Source organism: Rhodococcus sp. LB1 (assembly GCF_001583455.1).
GTDB lineage: Bacteria > Actinomycetota > Actinomycetes > Mycobacteriales > Mycobacteriaceae > Rhodococcus_F > Rhodococcus_F opacus.
In genome coordinates, this window is the sequence record NZ_LTCZ01000009.1 from 30,390 (window position 1) to 57,369 (window position 26,980).

Below are 26,980 nucleotides of genomic sequence, written 5' to 3' on the forward strand. Positions count from 1 at the left end.
CGGTTTCCAATCGATGGTTCGGGCGAATATCAATTCGCGACGTCGGTGAGGTACTCGGCGGCGGCTTCCGGCGTCATGAACCAGTGGAAGAAGTCACGCGGATCGTCGAACCCGTTGGCGAACCGGCGTGCAATGCGTGGTTCGGTGGCGGCTGCGCGGAGGAGGTTCAGCACATGCTCCGGCGGCGGGCTGAGCAGCGCGTTCGTCCACGCCGCGACGTATTGTGCGTAGTCCCAGTACCGTTCGAAGGTGTTGGTCATGAATTCGGCGTCGAAGGGCCGGTCGCCGTGTTCGAGAATGCTGGCGAGGTATGAAGCAGCGCACTTGCTGGCATTGTTCGAGCCCTGGCCGGTGATCGGATCGTTGAGGACGACCACGTCGGCGAGTCCGAGAATGTTCGCACCGGAGGGCAGTACTCCGATCGGCTTGCGGACCGTGGGCGGGAACCGTCCCGCGAGAAGTCCGTTGTCGTCGGTGAGGGTGATGTCGGCGCAGCGCTCGGCCTCCCAGGGGACGAACGTCTCGACGATCCACTTGGACTTCTCCAGGTGCTCTTCGGGAGTCGTCACGTCCGCCCAGCAGTCCATCGGTCCGCCGGGGATGCCCTCCATCACCATGATCTCGCACGGCCCGCTGGTGGTGAGGGCGGGGAACGCGAAGTACTCGCCGACGCCGGGGATCATGTTGAACGCGACGGCGGAGTGTTCCTCGCGCGGCACCATGCCGTTGACGTAGGTCAGCGCGAGGGCACGCTGTGGGCGGTCGAAGACCGACCGCGTGGCGTCGCGCTCGAACATCTTCGCGATCTCGCCCTTGCCGGCGGCGAGGATGACCAGATCGGAGTCGGCAGCGAACTCTTCGAGGTCGTCGATCCCGGCATCGAGGAGGATCAGCTTGCCGCCCCGTGATTCGAATTCCTTCAGCCACGCGGGCATTTTCACGCGCTGATCGACCGATTGGGCGGGGATGTCGAGGCGCGATGCCCAGGAGAAGGCGTGGTTTCCGTTGTCGGCGACAGTGAATGAGATGCCCTCGACGGAGGGGCATTCCTCGCTCCAGAGGTCCAGTCCGACGGCGCGTTCACGGGCGAGGGCCCCGCCGAACATACACTGGCTGGACATGACCTTGCCCTCACGGATCTGTTCCGGGGTTCGATTGGATACAACGGTCACGTCGTATCCGGCGTCGACCAGGCCTATGGCGAGCTGGAGTCCGGCTTGTCCGGCTCCGACGATGGTGATTTTGCGCATGGGAGGGGATTCCTTCGGTCGAATGTTATCGGGCGAGAAGCGGGATTGCCGGGGACGACTGTTCAGGACCCATTGCGGAGTAGCCTCCGTCGATGGCCCAGTCGGCTCCGGTGACGAATGCGGCGCGGGGCGAACACAGGTAAGCGATCACGTCGCCGACCTCGGTGGGGTCGCCGACTCGGCCAGCGAGGTGGAATTTCCCGGCTACCCGGTCTGTTTTTGCTCGGTCCGATCCCGAAAGCTCATCCATCACCTTCGACCAGATCCAGCCCGGGCTCACCGAGTTGACGCGGATGTTGTCCCCGGCGAGGTCCATCGCCATGTTTCGTGTCATCTGCACGACTGCAGCCTTGGAGACGGGGTACAGCCATCGCCCGGTCTGGGCGACCTTCGAGGAGATCGAACCGAAGTTCACGATGGCTCCGCCGCCCTGCGCGACCATGTGCGGGCGTACCGCCTTGGCGAACATGGCTGCGCTCACGACATTCACATCGAGAGCGGTGGCCCATTGTGCCCGGCTGGACTCGGCGCCGTCGTCGATGTAGGTGCACGCGAGGTTCACGAGGAAGTCGATGGAGCCGAAGGTGTCGAGGGTGGAAGTCACGCAGGCGTCGATCGCGCGGTCGTCGGTGATGTCGGTCTCGCTGAACAGCGCGTTGGCTTTGCCGTCGACTGCCGTCTTGCCCCCGTCCCGGTCGATGTCGGCGACGACGACGTTGACCCCGTTCTCGTGGAGGCGGTCGACGACGCCGTGCCCGATCTTGGTCGCACCGCCGGTGATGATGGCGGTCTTGCCACCGATGCCGAGATAGTCGCTCATGGTCTAGATCTCCTGACTTCGATCACGATGTGATCCGCAACACTAGGAACATTCCGGGTGATGATCTATCCGCTGGACGCGTCGACTGTGCAGATTGCGCTCACTTTTGATCGCGTGGGGTCTTCGCTGTCCGACGAAACCCCTACTTCCACCGGGATGGAACGGCGTCACCGCCGGCCGGCTCTTCAACGAGCTGAACGGCGCCCTCAACGGACCCGCCAGGGAACACGCTATGCGGGTCATCCACCAGCCCTGACCGCTGCCCGCCACCGAAAAGACCGCGAGCTTCCGCACTATCCCTTCCGGTATCTCGAAAAGTCGAATGCCGTCGGCAGGCCGGTGAGGGGTGCTCCCCCGTGCGCCCTCCACCGACACGTCCGAGACGACCTCAACAACCAGCGAAAGGGTCATGGTGAACCCCGACCCCCGCAACTACCCCTTCGGCGACTTGCTGGCGACTGGAACTGGCAGATTGGCGCCAGCTGCCGAACTGCGGATCCTCGAGTCTTTTTCGCTTGCGAGGACGAGAACAGATCTATCCGCCGAGATCGTGAACACGCCGCCAAGCGGCTGTGCCTGCACTGCCCCGACCAGGTCGAATGCAGACGTTATGCACCTCCAACCGCGAGGCGTACGGGGTGTGGGGCGGCACGTCCGAGTCCGAACGGCGATACGTTCAACTCGCGCCGCCCGCGACGCGCCGGGAGCGAACTCCGCTTCGAATACTGCCGTGGCACCGCCCTCCTGGGCATCGAACCTTCGAGTGAGAATCGCCAAACTGCCTGCGGCAGAGCACCTTCTCATGCCTGATCGCGCAATGGTCCCGCGTCGGCGGCACCACCGAGTGGCCGGCAGACACGGACGAACAGCTACTGCACGAAGCACGTATGCCAACGCTGCACGGCGGCGTCGGCGGCTGAGCTTATTGCACTGACCCAGGTTCCCTGGGAGGAGAGCTGGAAGAGGTGCCCGGCTGGGAATCGGATCCCAAGCCGAAGAGCCAGGCACGCCATGTGCTGAAGTTGCTGTCGCGATCTTTCACAGCGATCGACGGCCGAACCGGCGATTCTTCGAGACGAGCATGCGTCGATTCCGAAGGTCAGTCCGTTATCGCTAGATCGACCGGGTTGACTTGCATAGCGAAACGCCTCGAATTGGTCTCTACGCTTTTCGATCCTGGATGCAGTGATGCGGCTGGGCAACGCCCGCCCGGAATACCCTGCCGATACGCGTGTCGGCATCATCGACGACTCAGACTGCTGAACAACCGCGCTCGCGATTGAACCGCAGTCCGCTTCGAGTCGACATATCAGGTATCGGGTATTTGCCCACAGCATGCGCGTGCGCCGTACCGGCCCCGCACGATGCGCGATCGAACTTTTCACCAACCTGTGCGAATGGCACGAGTGCCGTCACACCTGGAATATTCCAGGCCGCCGCGGGGGTGCCCGCCGATCAGCGTCTTCGAAGCAACGGCTGGCCATGCGACCCGCTTATCAGTTCGAGGTAGCCTCCAGAGCCTCGACAAGACTGTCTCCCAGCGTCATTGTGGCTAGCTTGGCGTCCAGTCGGGCTCCGTCTTCGTCGGCGAGCGCGGCATCACGGAGCCCTGCCAGCGAAGTGACCGCGTCGGGTGAGCCCACCAATCCATGGGCCGCGGACATCAACTTGGTGAAACTGTCGCCTCCGTGCTCGTAGGTGGCACCGTAGCCCTTGAGGACACGCTGGCACTCGACGATCTCACGTCCGAGGTCGGCATCGATTGCTGCAGCCTGGAGAGCTTGGTCGATCCATTCCTCGATCGCCGCCTGCTCCCGGACGAACCGCAGTGAACGCGGGCGGAGGGGACGCATTCGCGCCATCGTGCTCAACATCGTGTAACCGGTCACCGAACTCGTGTTCAGTATCATCCCCTTGTGGGTGATCGCGCCGACCAGACGCTGGAACCACTTCGAACGGTGCATGCGGGCCCCCAGTCGGGAGGGCATCGTGTCGGTGATCTCGTCGATCTGTGGATGGAGATACTCACGAACCTGCATCAGTTGGTGCCGTTCCGCGCGCGCTTCCTTGCGGATTCGGTCCATTCGCGCCTGACGGGTCTTCTGCACTGCCACCTGGATTGTGTCCTGGTAGCACATCCACAGCCCGATGTGGCGGGCCGCCTCGATGGTCAACCGGGCCGCTCCCGTGGCGTCCGGATCCAGCTCGGCGAAGCGGATGACCCGGGACAGGTACCGTTCGGCGTAGTCCAGGTTCTGGTAAACCGCGGTGCGCACGAGACCGTGGAGGATCATCGACCGCGCCGCTGGCGGGAGGTCGAGGACGCGGTCGGCGAGCGCCCGCAGAGCTGGCCCGACCAGGGTGGAGGGGTCGGTCGCTGCGACCGTCGTGCGTCGAGCTTCTTCCTCGGCTTTTCGGTCCTCCGGCGTCACCGGGCGCGGTCCGATGGAGATCGGAATCGGATTCGACTTCCGCGCGGGGCGTGGTTTCTGCTGTGCGGCAGCGTCAAAACCCGCGGAGAAGGCCTTCAGTGAGGATTCGACACCCTTTCCGAACGCGTGAATCGGGGCCTCGAACTGTTCCCTGCTGAACGGAAGGGTCCCGGATCCGGCAAGGGCACCGAACAACGCGGCACTGATGACGCTGCGACTCTGTTCGGCCATTTCCATGAAGTCTGCGGCGATCAACCGCTTCGAGGCGCGTTGCGCTCCCGCGACGAGTTCGGAGCTGTCGGCGCGGCCGTCGCCGAGGGCCATCTTCTCGTCGATGGAGTACACGCGATTGGTGGAGGTGATCAAGGTCGTCCGGTCGGGTGTGACGAACCCTCGCTGGACGGCTCGGCCGCATTCCATCAGTTCCGAGGCGATGAGGACGTCGACCTCGCCGGGGCTCGGGAACACGCTGAGCACCGGTTCGATTCGGGCCTCGGCTGCCGATGACGGATCCGGCTCGTCGCCGGGTGGGAAGATCTCGACGTAGTAGACCGTCGCCCCGGTGCGCTGAGCGACACCGGCGACGGAGGTGTTCTGCGCGTAGTGGCCGGCGTTCTCGGCGACAGCGACGATCCAGTCGGCAAGCACTCCGCCGCCTTCGCCGCCGAGGGCGACAATCGCCAGAGTGATCGGACGTTGACCGTTGTACCAGTTGGACATCATGCAGCCTCGAATTGTGCGGCGCGGCGCTCGAGGCCGCGGGATGCGATCTTGATCCACCACGAGCGGACGCCGGCGAGGAGCTGTTCGCGACGAGTGGGGTTGTCGACGACGTCGGTGCGATAGAACGACGGGCAGAGAACCGCGGCGTGTGCGTTCGCCCCGCACACTCCGCAGCCGACGCAGCTGTCGAGGACCTCGGCGATCGGGTCGGTTCGCATCGGATCCGGGTTGGGTGCGATCGTCAAGGACGGGCAGCCGGAGATCCGGATGCAGGCGTGGTCGCCGGTGCAGGTTTCGGGATCCACCCCGAACCGCTCGCGCACTACCCGCTTGCCGGCCGCGAGCGCTTTGGTCCGGTCGCGTTTGACGCGACGCTGGGCATTGAGCTGGCACTCGCTTTGCATGACGAGCACCTTGGGCCCGGCCTCGTCGGTAGTGAGGGCCTCGACGAACGTGTCGCGTACCTTGCCGACGTCGTAGGTGTTCTTGATTGTGCGCGCCCATTTGACGCCGATACCGCGGACAGCCTTTTCGATCGGGTGCTGGGTTGACCGGGTGGGGAGGTCGGCTTGGGAGGAGAGCACGTCCTGGCCGCCGGTCGCGGCGGCGTAAGCGTTGTCGACGATCAGGTGGACCTGGTCGCTCTTGTTGAACACTGCATTGCCGACGCCGCTGGTCAGGCCGTTGTGCCAGAATCCGCCGTCACCCATCACCGCGATGCTGCGCCGGTCGGTGTCCTTGGAGTTCAGTGCGGAGGCGCCGGCCGATCCGAGGCCGTAGCCCATCGTCGTAGCACCGAGGTCGAACGGTGCGTTCACTGCGAAGAGGTGGCAGCCGATATCGGCGCTGACGTGGTGTTTGCCGGTCTCCCGTTCGGCGAGCTTCAGGCCGCTGAAGATGGGGCGCTCAGGGCAGCCGGTGCACAGGCCCGGCGGCCGCGGCGAGATGACCTCGGATGAAACCCTGGGGGCTGTGGGGCTCGTCGGGTCATCAGGATCGCGCAGCAGTGCCGGCTGGTGCTGGACGGCATCGGGTAGGTACTGCTGGAGGAACTCGTTGACGCCGCGGGTGACGACCGTCGAGGTGTATTCGCCGGCGAGTGTCAGCATGTCCTTGCCGTGTAGGGCGGCGGGGATGTCCGCTCGGCGCAGGATCGCGTTGAGGTTCTGCTCGATGTAGTCGGGCTGGCCCTCCTCCAGAAGGAGGACGGCGCGTTTGCCCTGGCAGAACTGGATGATCTCGTCGTCGATGACCGGGTAGGTGACGTTCATGACGTAGGTCGGTATCTGGGTGCGTCCAAATGCGTCGGAGCAGCCGAGCAGCTCCATCGACCGGTTCAGCGTGTTGTACAGACCGCCCTGCACGATGATGCCGATGTCGGCTTTGTCGTTGCCGAAGACCTCGTTGAGGCCGCGGTCCTTGATGAACTTGACCGCCGCCGGCCACCGGTCGTGGATCTTCTCCTTCTCGTGCAGGAAGCTGGCCGGCGGGAGCACGATCCTGTCGACATCCCGCAGCGGATTCTCGAGGGCGTCGGTGACCGTCATGGGCGGGCGCTTGTTGTCCTTGGCGTCGAATGCGCCGTGCAGGTGGCAGGAGCGGAGCCGCAGATCGAGCATCACCGGGGTGTTGCTCGCCTCGGACAGCTCGAAGCCGACCTCGACCGCGTCGACGATCGCCGAGACGTTGGGCCGGGGATCGAGCAGCCACATCTGCGACTTCATCGCGAACGCGTGGGAGCGCTCCTGCATGATGCTCGAGCCTTCACCGTAATCCTCGCCGAGGATGACGAGCGCGCCGCCGGTGACGCCGCCACTGGCCAGGTTCGCCAGGGCGTCCGAGGCGACATTCAAGCCGACGGTGGACTTGAAAGTCACCGCGCCGCGCAGCGGATAGTGCACCGAGGCTGCGAGCATCGCGGCCGCGGTGGCCTCCGACGCGCTGTTTTCGAAATAGACGCCGAGTTCATCGAGGATCTCGTGCGCGTCACCGAGGACATCCATCAGATGCGAGATCGGTGCGCCCTGGTAGCCGCCGACATAGGCGACACCGGATTGCAGCAGCGCCTTGGTGACGGCGAGGATGCCCTCGACGTGCAACGTGGTGCCGGCGCCGTTGCGGAGTTGTTCGACCTCGGCGGCGAACGAACGTTCAGCCATTTTCTCTTTCCTTACTTCTCGACCAGGGCGACCACGCGGGCCGGACTACCCGATCCCCCGACAATGGGCAGCGGCAGGACCGTGATCGCGAACCCGGTCGCCGGCAACTGATCCAGGTTCTGCAGCTGCGTCAGTCCCAACTTGCCCGCGCCGAGCAGGTGGTGATGGCACGGGAACGCCGGGTCCAGTGCCGTGGCCTGGCCGGCGTCGGTGCCGACCGTTTCCACTCCCACACCGACCAGCTCGGTCTCTTCGGCGAGCCAGCGTGCGCACTCGGCGGTGAATCCTGGCGTGTGCGGTCCGGACTCGTCGGCGTTGAGGAAGTCGTCGCTGTTCTCAGACCGGCTCGACCACCCGGTGCGGTAGAGGAGCCACCCACCGGCAGGGAGTGCACCGTGCGTGCGTTGCCATTCTTCGATGTCGGCGACATCGAGGAGGTAGTCCGGGTTGTCGGCCACCCGGTCGGTGACATCGAGGACGACCGCGGGGGCGAGCAGTGAACGCAACGGCACCTGTGACACGTCGAGTCCGTCCTTGCCGGTGATCCAGTGGTTCGGTGCATCGAGGTGGGTGCCGGTGTGTTCGCCGGCATGAATGTTGTTCCAGTACCAGCCCGGCCCGTCCTCGTCGAATCGGCTGATCAACTCGAGCTGGAAGGGCAGGGTGTTCTTGAACGGTTCCGGCAACGCCAGCACCGGGGTCTTGTCGGTCAGTGGTGCGGTGAGGTCGATCAACTCGATGCGTTCGCCGGCGATGGACGCGAGCAGGTCGGTGATTACTGACATGTCAACTCCTCATTGGATTTACGGTGCCGCTTCGCGGCAAGTTCGGTGGCAACGAGGTGGCCGGAACCGGCGCCGAGTCCAGCCCCGGGATGAGTGGATGCACCGATATGCCAGAGACCGTCCACACAGGTGCGATGCCGCCCCGCCTCGGGCAGTGGGCGCCACAGAAAGCTCTGATCCAGCTCCGAACTGCCGCCGTACGGGTCGCCGCCGACGGCATTCTCGTTGTATGCCGCGAGATCGGCGGGCGAGATCATATCCGTTCCGAGGATCTTCAAACCATGGGTGTGCGCGTCCAAGCGATCGATGACACGCTGGGCGTAGGCCTTGGCCAGTTCCGGGGTCCAACCGTCCGCGGTGTTCAGCTCGCCGGCGGCATCGCCGAGCGGTTCGTACGGAACTTCCTGCAGTTGCAACCAGAGCGAAGCGGCACCGGCCGGAACGCGCGAGGGATCCAGGAGGGACTGTTGCCCGACCACTACTGTCGGCTTCCTGGGGAGTAGGCCGGCTTCCGCTTCCGCACGGGCAATGCCGGTGCTCGCCGATCCATCCGAGATATGCACCAGCGGAACCTCGTTGAGGCGGGCGTCGCGCCACTGGGGCCGTTCGGACAAGGCGATGTGGATCTGCATCTCACCGCGCCCGTACCGGTACCGCCGTGCCTGGGCACGCAGCGGGGCAGGACTTGCGTCCGGAGGCAGCAGCGACCCGTACAAGGCAGTCGGTGTCACCGACGCCAGCACGGCGCGCCGGGCTCGGTAACGCCGCCCTGCTGCCTCCACACCGATCGCACGGCCCCGCTCGACAATGATGCGGTCGACGCGGGATCCGGTATGCACCTCGACACCCAATTCGTCGAGTAGTCCTCGAAAGGCCTCGAGCAGTCGTGCAGAGCCTCCCTCAACCACAGGCAGACCGAAACCGTGGACCGTTGCCGCCAGCACCGGAATCATGAAGCCGCCGGAGGCATTGTCCGGCGACAGACCTGCGTGCAGCAGCCACGGCACCCACAGGTGATCCACTTCGGGACCGACATACTCCCGAGAACAGTAGGCGCGGCCCGACGCAGCGAGGTCTCGGAGCCACTGCTCGGAGCCGCGCCGCCCGTTGGTTTTGAAGAAACGCGCCAGCAATGGAACGACTCCGGCGCTGCGGATTTCGCTGCCCATCATTCCGCCGATCACCGGTGCGTTCCGGCCGAACCGTTCCAACGCCTCCAGATACGTATTCCCGTCTTCTTCGTTGCCGAAGCCCGCTGCCGTCAGCTCCGGATCGCGGTACGCCAGGGTGACACGGCCGTTGTCGGCAACGCTCGCGGTCACGGCCTCGTCGGTGTTGCAGAACCGCAGCCCGTGACGGGCCAGGTCGTCGCCGAGCGCCGTGTGCGCCGGGCCCGACACGAACAGCGGATACCACGATGAAAACGTGTCGTGCACGTAGCCGGGCACCGTACGCTCACCGCTCCCGACAAAGCCGCCGATCTCCGGATTGCTCTCCAGCAGAAACACTTTCCAGCCTGATCGAGCCAGCGTGGCTGCGGCGACGAGTCCGTTGATTCCGGACCCGACGATGACGGCATCGACTTCGTTGTGCATCACATCTCCCTTCGAGTGTGAGCGACGACATTAGTGACCCAAGGAGGCGGCGGCTATCCTGATTGCGCGCGCCTTATCCGTATGCCGCTCAGTTGCGAGGGACCCGCCGCTGACCGGCGTGACGCCGCCCCCGACAGGGCGTTCCTCGAACCCTGCCCGCGCGATCGCATCGTCCCCGCGCGAAGAGCGGCAAGTATCGACAGAGCCCTTCTCGACCGGACTCGCGAGGACGGCTGCGAGAAGATGTGCGAACGCCTGTCGATCAGCTGTAGGCCGGTTCTACGCCTGTGTGGCGATGGCGTCCGCGGCGTCGTGTAGCGCCCGGGAGACGGCGTGCATGCCGGGGGTGTACTGCCGGCGGGCGAGCGAGGCGATGTAGATCGAGCGTGTCGGGACCCGGTCAGTGGGACGAAATCGGACCGCGTAGACGTCGGGGCGATGATGTGCGACGGCCAGACGCGGGACCATGGCGATGCCGACTCCCGCTGCGACCATCGCTTCGATCTCTTGGTAGTCATGGGCCTCGTAGACGACGTTCGGGGTGAATCCGGCCGTGTCGCAGCTGCGGTACAGCACTTCGGCCGCCGGGTGGTCGGCGTTGCGGATGATCCACTTCGCCGATCGCAGCGATGCCACCGTGACATCGTCGGCGTGCGGCGCGTCGAGCGGGACGAGCAGGACCGTTTCGTCCTCCATCAGCGGCACGAGGGCCAGGGATTTCTCGGTCTCCTCGGTCCAGGCGTAACTCCAGAGCAACGCCATTTCGACCTCGCTCGAATGGAGCATTTCCAGCAGTCGCGGGCGGACCGCGGATTGGACGCGCACGTCGATGCCCGGCCAGTGGGCGTGATAGTTCTTCAGCGCGTCCGAGAGCAGTGAGGCGCTGACGGTGGGGAAGGAGCCGAGTCGGACGGTGCCGCGCTCGAGTCCCAGCAGAGCTTCCAGGTCACCGTGGGCGCCACGCATTTCCTGACGGAACAGCCGCGCACGCGTGACGAGAATTTCGCCGGCTTCCGTCAACCGGACGCCACGAGGCAGGCGGGTCAGTACCGGCTGCCGGATCTCCTGTTCCAGTTTGGCGATGCGCTGTGACGCGGCGGATGGCGTGACGTTGGCGCGTTCGGCGCCGCCGGTGAGCGATCCGGCCTCGGCGATGTCGAGGAGCAGGAACAGGGTCACCACATCGAACGAGTTGCGCATCGATACCTCCGACAAGCCTTTAATCCTGCTAAACCCCACCGTAGAAATACGACATTGTCATAAACATAACCCCCTCATAGTGTGATCTGGGTAATGATCAAGCGAAGGATGTGACATGCAGACGATCACTACTCCCCCGCGCGGGATCACGGCACGGAATCGCCCCGACGACCCGGTCGATCACCCAGTGCGCTCACTGCTCGTCGCGCCAGTCGGCATCGGCGAGGTGGCGGAAGTGACAACTCGCACTCCACACCTATTGCTTCCCAACACTATTCACGTCTGTCCGTCGCGACCGGCTGCCGCCCAGGAGCCGTTCGATCCGCCCCGCAGCGAACCGAAAGTACGCCCATGACTTCCATCGAGATACTGCCACTGATCGCGTTGGTGGCAATGTTCGTGATAGCCACCTTCTTTTCCATCAACATCGGCATCTTGGGGTTCATCGGCGCATTCGTCGTGGGCGCCTTCATCCTCGGCTACGACGACAAGGAAATCCTCGCCGAGTTCCCCAGTTCGATCGTGCTGACGATCATCGGCGTCACCTACTTCTTCGGTATGGCGAAGAAGAACGGGACAATCGACCTCCTCGTCAATGCCTGTATACGTGGTGTTCGTGGACGAGTGACGATCGTCCCGTGGGTGTTCTTCTTCTGCGCCTCGGTGCTCACAGCCCTGGGCACGTTCAGCCCGGCTGCCGTTGCCCTGATCTCGCCGGCGGCGATGTCCTTCGCCGCTCGGACTCGGATGAGTCCGCTGGTGATGGGCATCATGACGATCAACGGTGCGCACGCCGGCGCGTTCTCGCCCATCTCGGTCTCGGGTGTGCTGGTCCGTGACATCGTCGAGTCGAGCGGCCTGACGATCGCCCCCTGGACCCTGTTCTTCGCCAGCTACGGCATCAATTTGCTGCTCTCGGTCCTGACCGTGGTCGGCTACGCCGTCCTCGCCCGGGTACGGAACCTCGAGTTCACCGCTACCGGCTCCAGCGCCGGCATCGACTCCGACGGCGTCGGGAGCGCACTGCGTGCCCCCACTGCGGGACCCGGTGGAATCCCGGCCGGCGGATCGTCCGGTGGGGGCGGTACCCAGGTACTCATCCGGACGCCGCGCACCGAGGTCGGCACCGACCACGACGTGCAGCCGGTCACCGGGGTCCAGAAGCTCACCCTCGTCCTGATCGCCGCGGTGTTGGTGCTGGTCCTGGTCCTGCATATGCCGATCAGCTTCGTCGCCATCGCGGCCGGTGCGATCCTCGCCTTCACCGACCTGTCCAAGCAGAGTGAGGCCATCGCCGGTATCAGCTGGTCCACGGTCCTGCTCGTCGCCGGCATGGTCACCTACATCTCGCTCATGCAAGAGATCGGCACGATCGACCATCTCGCCGAGATGGCGATCACCATCGGCGCACCGCTGCTGGTCGCCGTCGTCCTCTGCTACGTCATCGGCGTCACCTCGGCGTTCGCATCGTCGACGGCGCTTCTCACCGCCGTCATCCCACTCGCGCTTCCTCTGCTGCAGACCGGGGCGCTGCCGGTCGTCGGAGTCGTGGCAGCACTCGCCATCTCCGCCACCGTGGTCGACGTCTCCCCGTTCTCGACCAACGGCGCACTCGTCCTCGCCAACGCCCAGAACATCGAGCGTCCCCGGTTCTACCGACAACTGCTCCTCAACGCGGGCATCGTGGTCGCGATCGCGCCGGCCCTGTGCTGGCTGGTGCTGGTGGCCGTCCCGACTCTGGTCTGACGCGCAGACAGCACCCGCGAGGGTTTAACTGAAGTTAACCCTCATCGATTTATTCGCCATTGTTCTCCACCCTGATGTAGGTCAGGGTGGGCAGTGGGACACCGCTGGGAAGCACGCTCCCCATCCGATCAGAGCCTCCAGCGGTGCCTCACAAACTCTTCGAACCCGAAAGGTGGTCCGGACCGTGTTCACACTTCATGGAACCTGGATGCGGGGAGGAACCAGCAAGTGCTGGCTGTTCAACGCATTCGACGTCGATCCGCTCATTGCTCAGGCCGGCGGCCTGGATGCCATCTTGACGTCGGCATTCGGCTCGGGTGATCCGCGTCAGCTCGACGGTGTCGGCGGCGGCAGCTCGACCACATCGAAGGCGGCGATCGTGCGCCGCTCCAGCGAGCCCGGAATCGATGTCGACTACCTGTTCGCGCAGGTCGCGATTGGTGACCGCCAGGTCGAATGGGGCAGCAACTGCGGAAACTGCGCCACGGCGATCGGGTTGTACGCGCTGCAGTCCGGGTTCGTTCCGGTGGACTCCACGACGACGACCGTACGGATGCGGAACCAGAACACCGGCGCGATCCTGGACGCCCAGATCGCCACCCCGGGCGGGATGATCCCCACCGAAGGCGACGCAGCCGTGCCCGGTACCAGCGCGTTGGGTGTCCCGGTGGGGCTCACCTTCACCGGTCTCGCCGCCGGTGCGGCCACACTGCTGCCCACCGGCGTCGCCGCCGATCAGATCTCGATTGCCGACCACACGTACCGCGCGACGATGGTCGTCGCCGGAGCCCCGGCTGCGTTGTTCAACGCTGCCGACCTCGGGCTGACCGGTGCGGAGGACAACCAGACGATCGCCGAACTCCTGCCGTTGCTTCTCCGGCTGCGACAGGAGTCGTCGTTGCGGATGGGACTGAGCAAGCCGGGAGATCCCGTCTCCCATGCGATTCCGAAAATCGGTGTCGTGGGTCCGCCGGCGGACTACCGCACCAGCGCCGGCGTCGACATCAGCGCTGACGATTACGACATCTCGGTCCGGATGCTGTCGATGCTCGCCCCGCACCCGGCGATCGGGCTCACATCCGCGGTCGCCGTCGCCGCGGCTTCCACCGTGACCGGAGGTGTCGTCACCGACAACACGCAGGTCCGGTGGCCGGGATCGCTTCGGGTGGGAACACCCGCCGGGGTACTCGATGTCGACCTCTCCGTTTCCCTCGACGGGGTACTCGAATCGGTCACCCTGCACCGGGCGGCCCGCCGGATCGCATCAGCGGAACTGTTCGTCACTGCCCCGGCGCCGGCTCCGGCACTGGTCGGCTCCGCGCGGTGAGGACTCCGCACAGCCCCGCCCCCGCGATGCGACAGGAATCCTGATGCCCGAGAAGATCGCGATCGCGCCCAGACCGATCGACACGCGGATCGCCCGATCCTGGCTTCTGGTCAACGGCACCCGAACCGACCTGTTCGACCAGGCCGACCGCTCCTGCGCGGATCAGATCGTCCTCGACATCGAGGACGCCGTCGACCCCCAACTCAAATCTGCCGCGCGGGAGGAGGTCGCCGCCTGGCTCGAGAACACCTCGGCCTGGGTGCGGATCAACGACCGGTCCTCGTCGTACTGGAGCGATGACGTCGATCGCCTCGCCGGACTTCCCGGACTGGCGGGCGTGATGCTTGCGAAAACCGAAGCTGCAGAACATATCACCGAAACCTTCGACCGACTCGGCGGAGCCACCCCAGTGCTCGCATTGGTCGAATCCGCGCTCGGAATCGAGCAGGCCGGTGATATCGCCCGCGCCCGCGGCGTCTTCCGACTCGCCTTCGGCAGCGGCGACTATCGCCGCGACACAGGCACCAGCGCGGACGACCTCGCCATGGCCTACCCCCGCTCCAGGCTGGTGGTCGCGAGCAGAATCGGCGACCTGCCCGGACCGATCGACGGTCCCACCGTCAGCAACGGTCACACCGTGCTGCGCGAGCAGTCGGCCGTGTCCGTGTCCCTCGGGTTGACCGGGAAGCTGTGCCTGGACACCGAACAACTGCCGGTAATCAACGAGTCGATCAGCCCCACGCCCTCGGACGTGACCTGGGCGCGGGAGTTTCTCGCCGATTTCGAAGCCCGCGGCCGCGTTGTCCGCGACGGCAGCGACCCGCCCCGGCTCGGTCGGGCCGAGAAGATCACCCGCCTCGCCGACTGTTTCGGAATCTGCCGGAGCTGACCGGTCCTATCCGGTTTCGAATCCCTCTTGCAACTGGTGGGCGGCGGCGGTGCACACCGCGATCCCTTCCTGCGCGGCCGGGCTCAGCCGCCGCTCGGTCAGATGCGCGACCAGGATCCGGCGCTGCGGCGGACGGGTCGCGAGGGGAATCGACCGGACGTCGGGCCGAAGGTTGAGTACGGCCAGTCGCGGAGCAATAGCCACGCCGAGCTCGACAGCCACCATCGCCTGCACCTCACCGTAGTCGTGCGCGAAGACACTCGTGCGTGGCGTGAAACCACCTTGCTGACAGAGTTTTTCGAGGGTCTGTGCGACCGGATGATCGTCGGCGCGGACCACCCACGACTCGTCGCGCAATTCGGCGATCCGGATCGAGTCGCGGTCGGCCAGGCGGTGCCGTTCCGACACCAGTAGCACGGTCGGATCGTTCATCACGTGGTGGTACGTCAACGTGGGGTCATCCACCCGGTTCCACTCGTAGTCCCACAGCAGCGACAGTTCGGTCTCCCGGCGGCGAAGCGCATCGACCAAATACGCAAACCGGCCACTGAGCACCTTCAGCTCGACCCCCGGGTGCCGGGTCTTGAACTCCTTGACCACCAGTGGCAGCAGCGACGACCCGGCCGTGGGGAAGGTGCCGAGCGCCAGCACACCTGCACGCAGCCCTTTGATCTCCGCGAGTTCGGCATCGGCGGCCTCGAGTTCGATCAGGATGCGTTCGGTGTGCTTGACCACTGACCGCCCGGCGTCGGTCAACACGATGCCGCGCGCGTGCCGCTCGAGGAGCGGTTGCCCGGCCTCCTTCTCCAGCTTGGCGATTTGTTGGGAGACAGCCGAAGTGGTGTACCCGAGCGCCGACGCTGCCGCGGTGATCGACCCGTGCTCGGCGACCTCGCGCAGCGTGAACATCCTGGTCGTGTCCAGCACCCACCCACCTCCTGACTTTAGAGAAAGTTAACACCTGTCGATACACCCGTGATTGTAGTTGAACCGTGCGAGTGTCAGTCTGAGATGGCGGCAGTGACAGCTCAACACTCTCGGCCGCACCGTGACAGCGGCTCGCACCCGCCCCGTCGGACGGCGCTCGTCCACGGCGACGGATGTCGAGTGCCGCCACCGTATCTACTCCCCCACGCGTGAGGACACCCCTATGACTGCATACCCGAGTGACGTCCATTCGCCTGATGACCAGGCGGACGCGAGCACAGGCAACCGCCCTTCTCCGACGCGCGGCCCCCTGCACGGCATTCGCGTCCTCGACATCAGTACCGTCTACGCTGCACCGATCACTGCCATGATGCTCGGCGACTACGGCGCCGACGTCATCAAGATCGAGCACCCCGCAGGCGATCCCGCCCGCTCACACGGAGCACGCAAGGACGGCCACGGTCTGTGGTGGAAGGTGATCTCGCGCAACAAGAGATGCATCACCCTCAATCTCGGCACCGCCGAGGGTCAGCAGATGCTCCGCGACCTCGTCGTCGATGCCGATGTTCTGGTGGAAAACTTCCGCCCCGGTGTCCTCGAGAAGTGGGGGTTGGGACCGGACCCGCTCCACGACCTCAACCCCGGGTTGATCATGCTGCGGGTCACCGGCTTCGGCCAATCCGGTCCCTACGCCGAGCGCCGCGCGTTCGGGACCCTCGCCGAGGCGATGAGTGGATTCGCGCACCAAACGGGTGGCGAGGACGGTCCGCCGACGTTGCCGCCCTTCGGTCTCGCCGACGGTGTCGCCGGACTCGCCGGCGCATTCGGTGTGGTGACCGCGCTGCTGCACCGCAACGGCCCGGACAGCGACGGAAGGGGGCAGGTCATCGACCTGTCTCTGCTCGAACCGCTGCTGGGGATCCTTGGCCCCGGCCCCACCGCGTACGACCAGCTCGGCACCATCGCCGGTCGTAATGGCAACCGCTCCCCCAACAACGCCCCGCGCAACACCTATCTCACCAAGGATGGGCGGTGGGTCGCCATCTCCGCGAGCGCCACCTCCGTCGCCGCGCGCGTCATGCGCCTGGTCGGCCGCCCTGACGTCGTCGAACTACCCTGGTTCGACTCCGCCGGCGAACGCAGCCGAAACGGCGACCTTCTCGACGAGGCCGTCGCGAAATGGATCGCAGACAGGCCGCTGGACGAAGTCACGGCCGAATTCGAACGCGTGGGCGCCGCACTGGCACCGATCTACGACATCGCGCAATTGATGCACGATCCGCACGTCCTCGACCGCGACTGCATCACCACCGTCGACGACGACGACCTCGGCCCGATCAAGATGCAGAACCTCATGGTCCGCATGCTCGGAACACCCGGTGCGATCAACTTCGCCGGCCGCCGACTCGGCCAGGACAACCAACAGTTCTACAAGGAATCCCTCGACATCGACCCGTACCGACTGACCGAACTCGCCGAGAAGGGGGTCCTCTGATGGACCGCAGCTACCTGTTCGCCCCGGGCCACAACCGAAAACTCCTCGGCAAGGTGTTCGACGCCGGCGCAGACGCCGTCATCCTCGACCTCGAAGACGCGGTGCCGCCCGCCGAGAAGTCGACGGCGCGGGACAATGTCGCATTCGTCCTCACCACCCACACCGCATGGGTGCGGATCAACGCGCCCGGCACCGAACTCGCCGGAGCCGACCTCGATGCTGTCGCTTCATCGGCTCACGGCATCCGCATCCCCAAGGTCGAAACACTCGACGACATCCACTGGGTCGCGGACCGCGCCCCCGGAAGACCCCTGATCTGCGCTATCGAAACCGCGAAAGGCGTCGCCAACGCCTTTGCGATCGCCGAGCACCCCGCGGTCACGCATATCGCGCTCGGCGGTATCGACCTGCAGAAAGACCTCGGCACCGGGAAAGGGGACGCACCTATGCAGTACGTGCGCTCCCACCTCGTCGTCGCCGCACGCGCCGCCGGCATCGCCCCACCGATCGACAGCGTCTACCCGCACATCGACGACACCGACGGACTCGTCCGCCAGGCCACCCACAGCCGTGACCTCGGCCTGTTCGGCAAGTCCGCCATCCACCCCGCTCAGCTTCCGGCCATCCACACCACCTTCAGTCCGCGACAGCACGACATCGACTGGGCTCGACAAGTCATCGAGGCATTCGAGAACGCCGGCGGAGCCGCGGTGCGACTGCCCAGTGGCGAGTTCGTCGATCTCCCCGTCGCGGAACGGGCAAGGAAGATCCTGGACTGTGCGCACGCCTGACAAACCCCACCGATTCGAGCCGACCCTCCACCCGCCCTGGACCTGGCACGATGGCAGGGTGACTGAACCCAACCGCGTCCTCGTCCTCGGCTCGGGATTCGCCGGATTATGGGCCGCGCTGGGGGCGGCGCGGCGACTCGACGAACTCCACGCGGCGGGCACCGTCGATGTCACGGTGATCAGTGCGCAGCCGTTCCACGACATCCGGGTCCGCAACTACGAGGCAGACCTGAGCGCGTGCCGTATCCCGCTGAGCGATGTGCTGGACCCGGTCGACGTCGGGCACATCGCCGCCGAGGTGACTGCGATCGACACCGCCGCGCGCACCGTCACCGTCTCGGGCCGCGGGGCACAGCGCACGCAGAGGTACGACCGTCTGGTCATGGCTCTGGGCAGTCGGGTGTCGACGCCCGATATCCCCGGTCTGCGGGAATTCGGCTTCGACGTGGATACGTACGACGGCGCGATGAAGCTACAGCGCCACCTGGCCGCGCTGTCCGACCGCCGAGCGGACGTGAACGCGGCGACCGCGGTGGTGGTCGGCGCCGGCCTCACGGGCATCGAAACTGCGTCCGAGTTGCCCGGAAGGCTGGCAAAGGTGTGCGCGGGACGCAACGTCGAGCCGCGGGTGGTGCTGATCGACCACAACCCCTACGTCGGTTCCGACATGGGCTCATCGGCGCGACCGGTGATCCAAGCGGCGCTGTCCGACAACGGCGTCGAGACGTTGACCGGTGTCGGCGTCGCATCTGTCGACGAGCACGGCGTGACGCTCTCCTCCGGAGAGGTGCTGGCCGCGGGCACCGTCGTCTGGTGTGCGGGCATGCGGGCGAATCCGCTGACCGCACAGCTCGGTGGCGAGCGCGACCGGCTCGGTCGCGTGCCGGTCGACGACTACCTGCGGGTGATCGGTTCCCCCGGAGTATTCGCCGCCGGTGACGTCGCCGCGGCGCAGGTGGACGTCGACCACCTGTCGGTGATGTCGTGCCAGCACGGGCGCCCGATGGGCCGTTACGCGGGCTACAACGTCATCGGCGACCTGCTCGGGGAGCCGATGCTCCCGCTCCGGATCCCCTGGTACGCCACCATTCTCGACCTGGGACCGGCCGGCGCGGTGTACACCGAGGGGTGGGACCGCCAGGTGGTGTCGCGCGGCGCGCAAGCCAAAGCCACCAAGGTCACCATCAACACCCAGCGCATCTATCCCCCGTTGAACCGAGACCGCGGCGCGCTGCTGGCCGCCGCCGCGCCGGCGCTGCAGGCACGACCCGATCCTGGACAATGACTTTCGGGAAATCGAGGACTCGTCGCGGCCTACTGCGCCACCGCCGCAGGAAGCAATTCGTCACACGCGGCGAGCCCACCGGGAGGATGGTCCGGGAAGCCAACGGGACCGCACCGTCCACCGTTCACCGTTCACCGTTCACCGTTCACCGTTCACCGTTCACGGGATGGTGAGCGCCGGCACTGCCGGAGGGTCGGCGGGAGCCGGCGCACTGCGGTTGGCCGCGACGAGGTCCCATGCAGTCTGCCGTGGCGCCACGCCGTCCAGGATCCATTTCCCGAGCAGCAACGCGACCTTGGACAGCATCTCGGTACGCAACCGCAGGAACGAGTCCTCGGGGTCGGTGCCGACCTGACTGAGTAGTACCCACCAGGCCCAGGCGACTGCTCCGGCATTGGCAACGAAGTCGGGGACCACCGGAATGCCCCGGCCGGTGAGCACCGCCTCGGCGCGCGGGGTCGTCGCGGCATTCGCAGCTTCGATCACGACTTTCGCAGCGACCTGGTCGACGTTATCCGTCGTGATCGCATAGGAGATCGCGGCCGGGACGAGGATGTCTGCCTCAGTGGCGATCACAGCCGCGCTCGGCAGCCTCTGAACATACGAGGGGACGCGGGAGCGGTCGATCTCGCCGTAGCCGTCCCGCAGGTCGAGCAGCGCGGGAACGTCCAGGCCGTCGGGGCAATACAGCGTGCCGAGGGCGTCGGCGACAGCAATCACGCGCATACCGGCCTCGTACAGATACCAGGCCGCGCCGCCCCCCATGGTTCCGATGCCCTGGATGGCCACCGTCGTTTCGGCCTGAGTCCATCCACACGCTTGCACGGTGCCGATGCAGGCCTGCGCGACTCCGTAACCGCCGATCACATCGCCCAGCAGAAAACCACTGGGCACCGGGGCGTTCAACGCGGCCCGTACCCGGCGCAGAGTCCCCTGCGGATCCTCCGCACGGCTGATCGCCGCATGGTAGGACTGTTGAAGGCCGAGTCGCGCGAAGACGTCGTCGAGCAGATGCTGCGGCACCCCCAGATCCTCCGCGGTCACCCAGTGCGCGGCCAGCCACGGGCGCATCGCCTGACAGAACCGCTCCAGAACACCGACGGCGCGGGGGTCCTTCCGGTCGAAGTCGATGCCACCCTTCGCGCCGCCGACAGGCAAGTCGAAAACCGCGGTCTTGGCAGCCATGCCTCTGGCCAGATCCTCGACCTCCGACATCGTGCAGCCTGCCCGCATCCGAGTGCCCCCGGTTGCCAGGTCGGACACCAACGTGTGCACGACGAGGTAACCATGAGCTCCGGTGACCGGATCAGACCACGTCACACGTAACAGGGGCTCACCGCTGTGCACGGTCGCCACATCGACGTGGCGCTGCGTCGCAGTGTTCGCACGGTGGTCATACTCTCGGTGCTCGGTGGTGCGTCCGAACCCGCATTCCGTCGTCGTAGTCACCTCGATTTACCCCAATCGTCCTCAGAAAATCTTCGTCGCCACGACCACTCAGCCGATGACGCCAGAGTGCGCGCGCTGGTGACCAGGCGTCCAGTTACGAATCTTGGATGATTGCGTTCACGCTTTCTACACAGCGCAACGCGTGGTCCGGTTGGACGGTTCGGAATGGATGCCTAGGCTGGCGGCATGGAGCTGTCATTGCGCCGGTTGCGGATGCTTCGGGAGTTGCACCGCCGAGGCACCGTGACAGCCGCGGCACTGGCCTTGCACTACACCACATCCGCGGTATCGCAACAGCTCACCCAGCTCGAACGCGACGTCGGCGCAAAGCTATTCGAGCGGCGCGGTCGGCGGGTACAGCTCACCGAGATCGGTCTGCTCCTCGCCGAGCACGCTGAGGAGATCATGCGATCGGTGGACCGCGCGACGACTGCCCTCGAGCAAACGCAGGAAGGGGTCACCGCCCGATTGACCGTTGGAGTGTGGGCGTCCGTCGCGTCGAGCCTGGTGCCGAGTGCGCTGACGTTGCTGGCCGCCGAGCATCCCGGCATCGAGGTGCGAACGAGGGAGCTTGCGCCGGAAGATACCGCAGTCGCAGTGCAGGACGGCTCGCTGGACTTCTCGTTCGTGATCGACTATTCCGACTACCCGATGCAGTGGGACCCGGAGTTGACCAGAGTGGTGATCGCGGTGGAACGACTGCACGCAGCACTGCCTCCGGGAACGGTTTCCGCCAGAACCATAGCGCTGGCGGATCTCGCTGAGCATCCCTGGATCCTTGCGGGACCCAAGTCGCATTTCGGCCGCGCGGTACGCATGGCCTGTCAGCGTTGCGGCTTCGAACCCAGGATCAACCATGAGGTCGGCGAGCAGGCGACGGCACTCGCGATGGTTGCCGCGGGCCTGGGAGTCACCCTTGTCTCCGATCTCGGACTGACGCTGCGCCCGCCAGGAATGGACGTCGTCGCGCTGACCGAACCGCTCACTCGGACGATCTCCATCGCCCATCGGGGGACAGCAGCGCACCGACCGCCGCTGCAACTGGTGATCGACGCCGTGCGCGCCGCGGCGGCCGCACAGGGGCTCGCCGCGCGGTCGCCGTACCCGTAGCCGTAGGCGACACACGTTTTACCGGACATGAACGGTTACACCAGTAGAGGCACTTCCGGCAGGATCACACTGAACTGGAGACGTCCAGGTCCCCCCGGACAGCGCCGGGGACAACCGTCGGATGAATGATCCCTATCCGCACTCGCACCGCCGCCGGATTGCGATGCAGTGCAAGTCAACTCCTGCACGAGGCCTCTCGCGGATAAGTGTCCCGGAATCGACCGAACGAGAGATGAGCCGAATCAGTGCATAACCATGCGGTGGCTGATTTTGTTGGGAAATGCGTGGGTGAGGATGTGCCCGGATCGCTCGGAGCAGCCACTGGCGAAACCGATTTGCGGTTGCTCCGGTCGCACGTCGCACTCACACCTCGCACGACCTCGAACGACTATCCGCGGAAAGGGTATACCGTCGAGGTGAGAGTCCAGAGATGAGGCCACGGTGAGTACAACCGATGACAAGAGACGAGACGTCCTCGACGAGCACACGCTACGCATGGGCGCGGGCTTCAAAGAGAAGGACCGCGCGCACGTGCGAGAGGTGTTGTCGGCGCTCGCACCGCACCTCGGGCGTTGGGACCCCAGCGATGTGGACGTGGAAATCTCGGTGAAAGACCGGGGCGGCAAAGAACAGCGAGTCACGTTACGCACGACGCTCCCCGGCCTTCCGCCGCTAGTGGCGGCCGCCACCGATCCCCACCTGGTTCAGGCTCTCGGCGCAGCGAAGCATGAGCTGATCCGGCAGATCGAAGACCAGAAGTCGGCACGGGAACCAAAGAACAACCGACAGCTCAGGAACAAGACAATCCGACATCTCGGTGCCCTTCGGACGCCACACACGGACACTCCGTGACCGCCGGCGTCGGCGCACCGGGCGGCCCCACGAAGAGGTCCAACGTGACCGTCCTTCTGCTTCGGCAACACGGCACCGTTCTTCGTCACCGGGAGCGCGACCGTGACGTGACCCGACCCGCGCAGTCCAGCTCGTTGCCGTAGACGAGCCGTGCACTCCCCGTCGAACACCCACCGAAGGACCGTCACCGCCGCAGTTCCGCCACCCTTCCCAGCCGCCCCAGTTTGTGCGGGGTTGCTGATCGCGTAGTGCGGGTGATCCGGCCGTCCTCGACCAGCAGACTCATTGCGGCGGCTGCGCGATCGAAGTCGAATCGGGCGCCCGGTTACACCCGCGAGTGCAGGTCTGCGGCGAGTTGCGTCACGGTTCCCGTGGCGCAACTACGGTTGTCGCCGACGCCGCCGACGGCGCCTCGTTTCGCCCATCCGACGACATACAGTCCGTCGAGCGGCTCGCCCGTCTCGAGAGAGATCACTCGTCCTCGGCGGTTAGGCACGACCCCCCGCTCGTCCACGGGGATGCCGTCGATCTGCTTCGTCGTGAATCCGGTGGCGCATATCGCGGAGTCCGCGAGAAAGGTCCGACCGGTCGTCGTGGTGACGGCGACGCCGCCGGCCACTGCCTTCCCGAGACCGGTCACTTCCTGTCCGAAGGACAACACAACGCGCAGCCTGCCAGCGTCGGTGGGGGTCGGGCCGTCTCCCGCGCAAATGTCGGCAGCGGGCAGGGCGGAAATGTCACGTAGAAGCGGGGCATCGGCACCGGCGCTCGGGGGACGGCCGGAACGGTCGATCAGCACCTCGGCGTTCTCGAGGTCCAGAAGCTCGTAGAACGCCGACGGTGTGAAGGAGGCGCGATCCGGGGCCGATCGCGACAACACCACCACCTCCGTCACCGCTCGAGCGGCGGCACCTCGGTCGCGTGTCCTGGCCATCCATCGGATGACATCGAAGGCGACGTTTCCCGCCCCGATCACGAGGGATCGCGGTCCCAGCGGCCCGCGCGGGCGAAAGCCGGACGCCCCAGAGTTCTCGGCCACCAGAAGGTCGATGGCCTCATAGACACACTCGCCGCGATCCGCAGTCGCGGGTCCGAGTCGCCTCGGCTGCGAAGCGCCACACGCGAGCACTATGGCGTCGAATCTGGTCCGGAGGTCTTCGACCGAGACATCCACACCGACTTCCGTGTTGTGGATGATTGTGACGCGATCGTCGTTGAAGGGCACGTCGAAGAGCCGCATCATGTCGCGAACGCCGACGTGGTCCCGGGAGACGCCCCGGCGCAGTAGGCCCCCGATCTCGCCGTGTTGCTCGAAGACGGTGACGCGTACCGAGGTCGATCGTCGAAGGAGTTCACGAATGGTGTACATCGCCGCCGGCCCGGATCCAACGACGGCAATCTTCAGCCTGTCGCTGGGTTTGCCCAGCGGTTGCTCGAAGCGGATCCGTCGCGACCGGGGCCGGGACTTGGCGGGAGCCTGCTCGAAGAACTCCGCATTGCGGGCCGCGTAGGGCCGTTCGGTGACGGTCAACATCCACTCGGGTTTGATGGCAGACGCCGGGCAGGCCTCGACGCAGGCGGTGCAATCGATACACGAGCGCGGGTCGATGTACAGCGTCTCGGCCGACTCGAAACCCGCTTCGCCGGGGGCAGGGTGAATGCAATTCTGCGGGCACACCCGCACGCACGAGGCATCCTTACAACAATGCCCCAGGACAACGTGGGTCACAACGACTCCTGCTCGCTCAGAGAAGATTCGATTTTCGGTAGATCCATCGCGCGCCGAAATTCAGCAGCCCTTCTCTGCTCAGGAATTCGATAAACGGTTCTGCGGCCCTGCGGAACATTATCCGGTGGTGTTCGTTTTCATCTATTTCCGGCCCTACGACCTTCCAATCCAGGCCGAGATCCTCGTACATTCGACGATTGATCAGGCTCTTCGCGACGAGGTGCGTTCCCATCGCAATGATCAGGGTGCTGATAAACCGTCGGACGCGCGAAATCGTGGTCAACCGAGTCCGGATTTTCTGACGCGCGTACGCCATGTGCCGGGATTCCTCGACAACATGGATATAGCAAGCCCTGCGGACGGGCGCGGCGACGTCTTCGCTCGCCATCCAGTCACGTTGCATGACATCGAAGATCTCTTCGCCGGCCAGTACGATTCCGTACGCCACCTCGTCCCACGCGATGGTCCTGAACAGCCATCCGAAAAAGTCCAGTGAGCGGTCACGTCGATAGAAGTGCGATCCGATGCTGTCGATGACGTTGACGAACATCAACGAGTGCAGGTTCTCGTCGGCGCATTCGTTGAACAGAAACTTGACGTCCGAGCGAGCGGGGTCCGCACTGTGGCTGGCCCGCAGCAATGCCACCTGCAATCCCACCTCCAGCCAGATTCCGACACCCAGGAACTGCGCGACCTCGCTTCTGGTGAGCCGGACGCGCTCCGACTCGGTCATGGAGTCCCACGTAGCGGTGCCGAAGAGAGGCGACCACTCGGGTGTCATCCCGTGAAATTCGGCGCCATCTGAATCGGGTTGGCAAACCAGGGGGTCCCGGGGATCGAATGAGAGGCGCTTAGCCGATTCCAAGAGAGTATCGAATATCGCATCGCTTCCGGATGTCGTCATCCTTTCTCTACTCCTATATCCTGTTTCACTCGAATCTCGAATCGATTAGAGAGCAATTGTGTTTATCCCGGGTGCCAAAACTCACCCTTGCGCTCTGCCTCACCTGTGTTCCGCCCGGCACATTAGTCGGTTACGGAAGCAATCGCAGAACTTGCAGCGTACCTCGTCAACGACTCGACGATCAGGTCGCCGCATCCACTGAATTGATCTTGAATGTCTCGGCGTTTTCATGAGAATTCAAGTAACACGCAGTTGTTGTGGGGAACCGTGGCCGATCACGAGGCGAAACCCTGCGCAAGGATTTCCTCGAGCCACTCGGCGTCACGCAGAACCCGGGTCTGACGACCGTCTCCGCCGCAACTCGCTGCGCAGGGCTACCAGCAGGTCCCGAACTCCGATGGTGGGCGGGAGCCGCGGGGGGTCCTGACGACGAGCCCGCGAGCCCCGATGGAGGCGCAGGCAAAGTCGGTGATGGTGGACAAGCCGGCGGAGGAGGCTCCGGTTGCCCCCGCGCCCGCCTCGGTTGGCGCTGCGCTGGCGGCCGATCAGGACGAGTGGGACGACGACGCGTGGTGACTGCGGTCAGCCGGTGATCTCGCTGCCCGGCCATCCTCGTGGAGCCGGGCAACAGCCTCGAGGCGCGTTGCACCGTTCAGGTTGCCCAATCCTCAGATCCGGCGCATCACCGATACCACCTTGCCCAGCACGACTGCGTCGTCACCGTCAATCACGGCGTAGGCAGAATTACGGGGCTCGAGGAAGACGTGGCCATCGCGGCGCCGGAGCACCTTCACCGTGGCCTCGCCATCAATCATCGCGGCGACGATCTCGCCGGAATGGGCTTCGTCCTGGCGGCGCACCACGACGACATCGCCATCGCAGATCGCGGCGTCAATCATCGACTCGCCGCGCACCCGCAGCCCGAAGACGGTGCCGGAGCCGACGAGCTCGCGAGGGAGCGTCAGCATCTCATCGGCGTGCTCCTCCGCCAGGATCGGTGCGCCGGCTGCGATGTCGCCGACTACCGGGACCGTCACATTGTTTTCGGACGAGCGGCCTTGCTTCGCCTCGGAGAGGAACGGGCGCACGTCCAATTGCCGAGCCATTGCCGTGCCCCTTCGGAGAAAGCCCTTTTCCTCGAGGCTCTTCAGATGCTTGGACACCGACGACGTCGACCGCAGGCCCACCGCGTCCCCGATCTGTCGGGTGCTCGGCGTGCATCCGTGTGCAGCCACCCAGTCCCGGATCGTTGCCAGAATCCGCTGCTGGCGCGATGGCAGAGTGGAGGCGTCGAGGCCACCGAACATGTCGAGATCGTCGTAATCGGTCACCGAAGAATGGTAGGGGGTGACGACAGCCCCCTCGAGCACGGTGTAGGCGTGCGGACCAGGAGCGGGGTCTCCCGGCTGTGGCGCAAGATGGCCCCGCCCGTCCCACCTCGCTGAAATGCGGACTCGGTCGAGGCACTCCAGGCCGTTAGTGGCTCGACATCTCAGACGGGGACGGCGGACT

Annotated in this window: 23 protein-coding genes; 11 read left to right on the plus strand and 12 right to left on the minus strand. The window is 65.4% G+C overall.

What is annotated here, in order from left to right; translation table 11 throughout:
• Window positions 1-29 precede the first annotated feature (29 nt).
• Window positions 30-1,250: a styrene monooxygenase/indole monooxygenase family protein gene (locus tag AZG88_RS01865; RefSeq protein WP_005241474.1), complete on the minus strand. Its 1,221-nt coding sequence runs from the start codon at window positions 1,248-1,250 to the stop codon at window positions 30-32.
• 25 nt (window positions 1,251-1,275) lie between these two features.
• Entirely contained in the window at window positions 1,276-2,070 is a 795-nt protein-coding gene (locus AZG88_RS01870; RefSeq protein ID WP_061696874.1) for an SDR family oxidoreductase, read from the minus strand.
• Between the two features lie 106 nt (window positions 2,071-2,176).
• On the opposite strand from AZG88_RS01870, the gene AZG88_RS55235 reads away from it, so the two are divergent.
• Window positions 2,177-2,326, plus strand: a complete 150-nt coding sequence (locus AZG88_RS55235) for a PaaX family transcriptional regulator C-terminal domain-containing protein (protein ID WP_331712220.1) — start codon at window positions 2,177-2,179, stop codon at window positions 2,324-2,326.
• A gap of 83 nt (window positions 2,327-2,409) precedes the next feature.
• Complete coding sequence (locus AZG88_RS49425) at window positions 2,410-2,880, plus strand: WhiB family transcriptional regulator (protein ID WP_331712218.1); 471 nt, start codon at window positions 2,410-2,412, stop codon at window positions 2,878-2,880.
• Between the two features lie 686 nt (window positions 2,881-3,566).
• Here the strand turns inward: AZG88_RS49425 and AZG88_RS01875 are convergent.
• From AZG88_RS01875 to AZG88_RS01895, 5 genes are all read right to left on the minus strand, one after another.
• Entirely contained in the window at window positions 3,567-5,225 is a 1,659-nt protein-coding gene (locus tag AZG88_RS01875; RefSeq protein ID WP_061043977.1) for an indolepyruvate oxidoreductase subunit beta family protein, read from the minus strand.
• Window positions 5,222-7,384, minus strand: a complete 2,163-nt coding sequence (locus AZG88_RS01880) for a thiamine pyrophosphate-dependent enzyme (protein ID WP_061043978.1) — start codon at window positions 7,382-7,384, stop codon at window positions 5,222-5,224. Before AZG88_RS01880 ends, AZG88_RS01875 begins: the two co-directional genes overlap by 4 nt.
• Before the next feature lie 11 nt (window positions 7,385-7,395).
• Window positions 7,396-8,169 carry a cyclase family protein gene (locus AZG88_RS01885; protein ID WP_061696875.1) on the minus strand — a complete coding sequence of 258 codons (774 nt, stop codon included), beginning with the start codon at window positions 8,167-8,169 and terminating at the stop codon, window positions 7,396-7,398.
• A complete protein-coding gene (locus tag AZG88_RS01890; protein ID WP_061696876.1) occupies window positions 8,160-9,764 on the minus strand; it encodes a phytoene desaturase family protein in 1,605 nt (534 codons plus the stop codon). Before AZG88_RS01890 ends, AZG88_RS01885 begins: the two co-directional genes overlap by 10 nt.
• Window positions 9,765-10,043: 279 nt before the next feature.
• Entirely contained in the window at window positions 10,044-10,964 is a 921-nt protein-coding gene (locus tag AZG88_RS01895) for a LysR family transcriptional regulator (protein ID WP_005241437.1), read from the minus strand.
• A 351-nt stretch (window positions 10,965-11,315) separates the two neighbouring features.
• On the opposite strand from AZG88_RS01895, the gene AZG88_RS01900 reads away from it, so the two are divergent.
• The 3 genes from AZG88_RS01900 to AZG88_RS01910 all read left to right on the plus strand — a co-directional run bounded on the left by AZG88_RS01900 (window position 11,316) and on the right by AZG88_RS01910 (window position 14,926).
• Window positions 11,316-12,710, plus strand: a complete 1,395-nt coding sequence (locus tag AZG88_RS01900; RefSeq protein WP_061043981.1) for an SLC13 family permease — start codon at window positions 11,316-11,318, stop codon at window positions 12,708-12,710.
• A gap of 208 nt (window positions 12,711-12,918) precedes the next feature.
• On the plus strand, window positions 12,919-14,037 hold the full coding sequence (locus AZG88_RS01905) for a PrpF domain-containing protein (RefSeq protein ID WP_005241431.1): 1,119 nt from the start codon (window positions 12,919-12,921) through the stop codon (window positions 14,035-14,037).
• A 43-nt stretch (window positions 14,038-14,080) separates the two neighbouring features.
• On the plus strand, window positions 14,081-14,926 hold the full coding sequence (locus AZG88_RS01910) for an HpcH/HpaI aldolase/citrate lyase family protein (protein WP_061696877.1): 846 nt from the start codon (window positions 14,081-14,083) through the stop codon (window positions 14,924-14,926).
• Window positions 14,927-14,932: 6 nt separating this feature from the next.
• Here AZG88_RS01910 and AZG88_RS01915 read toward each other — a convergent pair whose 3' ends face one another.
• Window positions 14,933-15,853, minus strand: coding sequence for a LysR family transcriptional regulator (locus tag AZG88_RS01915; protein WP_005241429.1), 921 nt, complete (start codon window positions 15,851-15,853; stop codon window positions 14,933-14,935).
• 223 nt (window positions 15,854-16,076) lie between these two features.
• Between AZG88_RS01915 and AZG88_RS01920 the strand changes: the two genes are divergently transcribed.
• Genes AZG88_RS01920 through AZG88_RS01930 form a run of 3 tightly spaced genes read left to right on the plus strand, consistent with a single transcriptional unit; the run spans window position 16,077 to window position 19,424 of the window.
• Entirely contained in the window at window positions 16,077-17,348 is a 1,272-nt protein-coding gene (locus AZG88_RS01920) for a CaiB/BaiF CoA transferase family protein (protein WP_061043984.1), read from the plus strand.
• Complete coding sequence (locus tag AZG88_RS01925) at window positions 17,348-18,139, plus strand: HpcH/HpaI aldolase/citrate lyase family protein (protein WP_061043985.1); 792 nt, start codon at window positions 17,348-17,350, stop codon at window positions 18,137-18,139. Before AZG88_RS01920 ends, AZG88_RS01925 begins: the two co-directional genes overlap by 1 nt.
• A 58-nt stretch (window positions 18,140-18,197) precedes the next feature.
• Entirely contained in the window at window positions 18,198-19,424 is a 1,227-nt protein-coding gene (locus AZG88_RS01930) for an NAD(P)/FAD-dependent oxidoreductase (RefSeq protein ID WP_061044028.1), read from the plus strand.
• Window positions 19,425-19,583: 159 nt separating this feature from the next.
• Here AZG88_RS01930 and AZG88_RS01935 read toward each other — a convergent pair whose 3' ends face one another.
• Entirely contained in the window at window positions 19,584-20,873 is a 1,290-nt protein-coding gene (locus AZG88_RS01935) for a glutamate dehydrogenase (RefSeq protein WP_061043986.1), read from the minus strand.
• A 186-nt stretch (window positions 20,874-21,059) separates the two neighbouring features.
• On the opposite strand from AZG88_RS01935, the gene AZG88_RS01940 reads away from it, so the two are divergent.
• Both AZG88_RS01940 and AZG88_RS01945 read left to right on the plus strand, forming a co-directional pair.
• Window positions 21,060-21,983, plus strand: coding sequence for a LysR family transcriptional regulator (locus AZG88_RS01940; protein WP_005241421.1), 924 nt, complete (start codon window positions 21,060-21,062; stop codon window positions 21,981-21,983).
• Between the two features lie 441 nt (window positions 21,984-22,424).
• Window positions 22,425-22,835, plus strand: a complete 411-nt coding sequence (locus tag AZG88_RS01945) for a hypothetical protein (RefSeq protein ID WP_231913776.1) — start codon at window positions 22,425-22,427, stop codon at window positions 22,833-22,835.
• 325 nt (window positions 22,836-23,160) lie between these two features.
• On the opposite strand, the gene AZG88_RS01950 is transcribed toward AZG88_RS01945, so the two are convergent.
• Together AZG88_RS01950 and AZG88_RS01955 are read right to left on the minus strand one after the other, a co-directional pair.
• Window positions 23,161-24,564 (minus strand): FAD-dependent oxidoreductase, encoded by a 1,404-nt coding sequence (locus AZG88_RS01950; protein ID WP_061043987.1) that lies wholly within the window; start codon window positions 24,562-24,564, stop codon window positions 23,161-23,163.
• Between the two features lie 16 nt (window positions 24,565-24,580).
• The gene (locus AZG88_RS01955; RefSeq protein WP_005241415.1) at window positions 24,581-25,468 is read right to left on the minus strand and encodes an AurF N-oxygenase family protein; all 888 of its coding nucleotides are present in this window, start codon (window positions 25,466-25,468) and stop codon (window positions 24,581-24,583) included.
• A gap of 447 nt (window positions 25,469-25,915) precedes the next feature.
• Between AZG88_RS01955 and AZG88_RS54915 the strand changes: the two genes are divergently transcribed.
• Window positions 25,916-26,044, plus strand: coding sequence for a hypothetical protein (locus AZG88_RS54915; protein ID WP_257014434.1), 129 nt, complete (start codon window positions 25,916-25,918; stop codon window positions 26,042-26,044).
• A 92-nt stretch (window positions 26,045-26,136) separates the two neighbouring features.
• On the opposite strand, the gene lexA is transcribed toward AZG88_RS54915, so the two are convergent.
• Window positions 26,137-26,799 carry a transcriptional repressor LexA gene (gene lexA, locus AZG88_RS01960; RefSeq protein ID WP_037179205.1) on the minus strand — a complete coding sequence of 221 codons (663 nt, stop codon included), beginning with the start codon at window positions 26,797-26,799 and terminating at the stop codon, window positions 26,137-26,139.
• Window positions 26,800-26,980 lie beyond the last annotated feature (181 nt).

Excerpts from the sequence above, each read along its gene's own strand:
- AZG88_RS01865 (WP_005241474.1), bottom strand. The coding sequence starts at position 1,250 with ATGCGCAAAATCACCATCGTCGGAGCCGGACAAGCCGGACTCCAGCTC.
- AZG88_RS01870 (WP_061696874.1), bottom strand. The coding sequence starts at position 2,070 with ATGAGCGACTATCTCGGCATCGGTGGCAAGACCGCCATCATCACCGGC.
- AZG88_RS01875 (WP_061043977.1), bottom strand. The coding sequence starts at position 5,225 with ATGATGTCCAACTGGTACAACGGTCAACGTCCGATCACTCTGGCGATT.
- AZG88_RS01880 (WP_061043978.1), bottom strand. The coding sequence starts at position 7,384 with ATGGCTGAACGTTCGTTCGCCGCCGAGGTCGAACAACTCCGCAACGGC.
- AZG88_RS01885 (WP_061696875.1), bottom strand. The coding sequence starts at position 8,169 with ATGTCAGTAATCACCGACCTGCTCGCGTCCATCGCCGGCGAACGCATC.
- AZG88_RS01890 (WP_061696876.1), bottom strand. The coding sequence starts at position 9,764 with ATGCACAACGAAGTCGATGCCGTCATCGTCGGGTCCGGAATCAACGGA.
- AZG88_RS01895 (WP_005241437.1), bottom strand. The coding sequence starts at position 10,964 with ATGCGCAACTCGTTCGATGTGGTGACCCTGTTCCTGCTCCTCGACATC.
- AZG88_RS01900 (WP_061043981.1), top strand. The coding sequence starts at position 11,316 with ATGACTTCCATCGAGATACTGCCACTGATCGCGTTGGTGGCAATGTTC.
- AZG88_RS01905 (WP_005241431.1), top strand. The coding sequence starts at position 12,919 with ATGCGGGGAGGAACCAGCAAGTGCTGGCTGTTCAACGCATTCGACGTC.
- AZG88_RS01910 (WP_061696877.1), top strand. The coding sequence starts at position 14,081 with ATGCCCGAGAAGATCGCGATCGCGCCCAGACCGATCGACACGCGGATC.
- AZG88_RS01920 (WP_061043984.1), top strand. The coding sequence starts at position 16,077 with ATGACTGCATACCCGAGTGACGTCCATTCGCCTGATGACCAGGCGGAC.
- AZG88_RS01925 (WP_061043985.1), top strand. The coding sequence starts at position 17,348 with ATGGACCGCAGCTACCTGTTCGCCCCGGGCCACAACCGAAAACTCCTC.
- AZG88_RS01940 (WP_005241421.1), top strand. The coding sequence starts at position 21,060 with ATGGAGCTGTCATTGCGCCGGTTGCGGATGCTTCGGGAGTTGCACCGC.
- AZG88_RS01955 (WP_005241415.1), bottom strand. The coding sequence starts at position 25,468 with ATGACGACATCCGGAAGCGATGCGATATTCGATACTCTCTTGGAATCG.
- AZG88_RS54915 (WP_257014434.1), top strand. The coding sequence starts at position 25,916 with ATGGAGGCGCAGGCAAAGTCGGTGATGGTGGACAAGCCGGCGGAGGAG.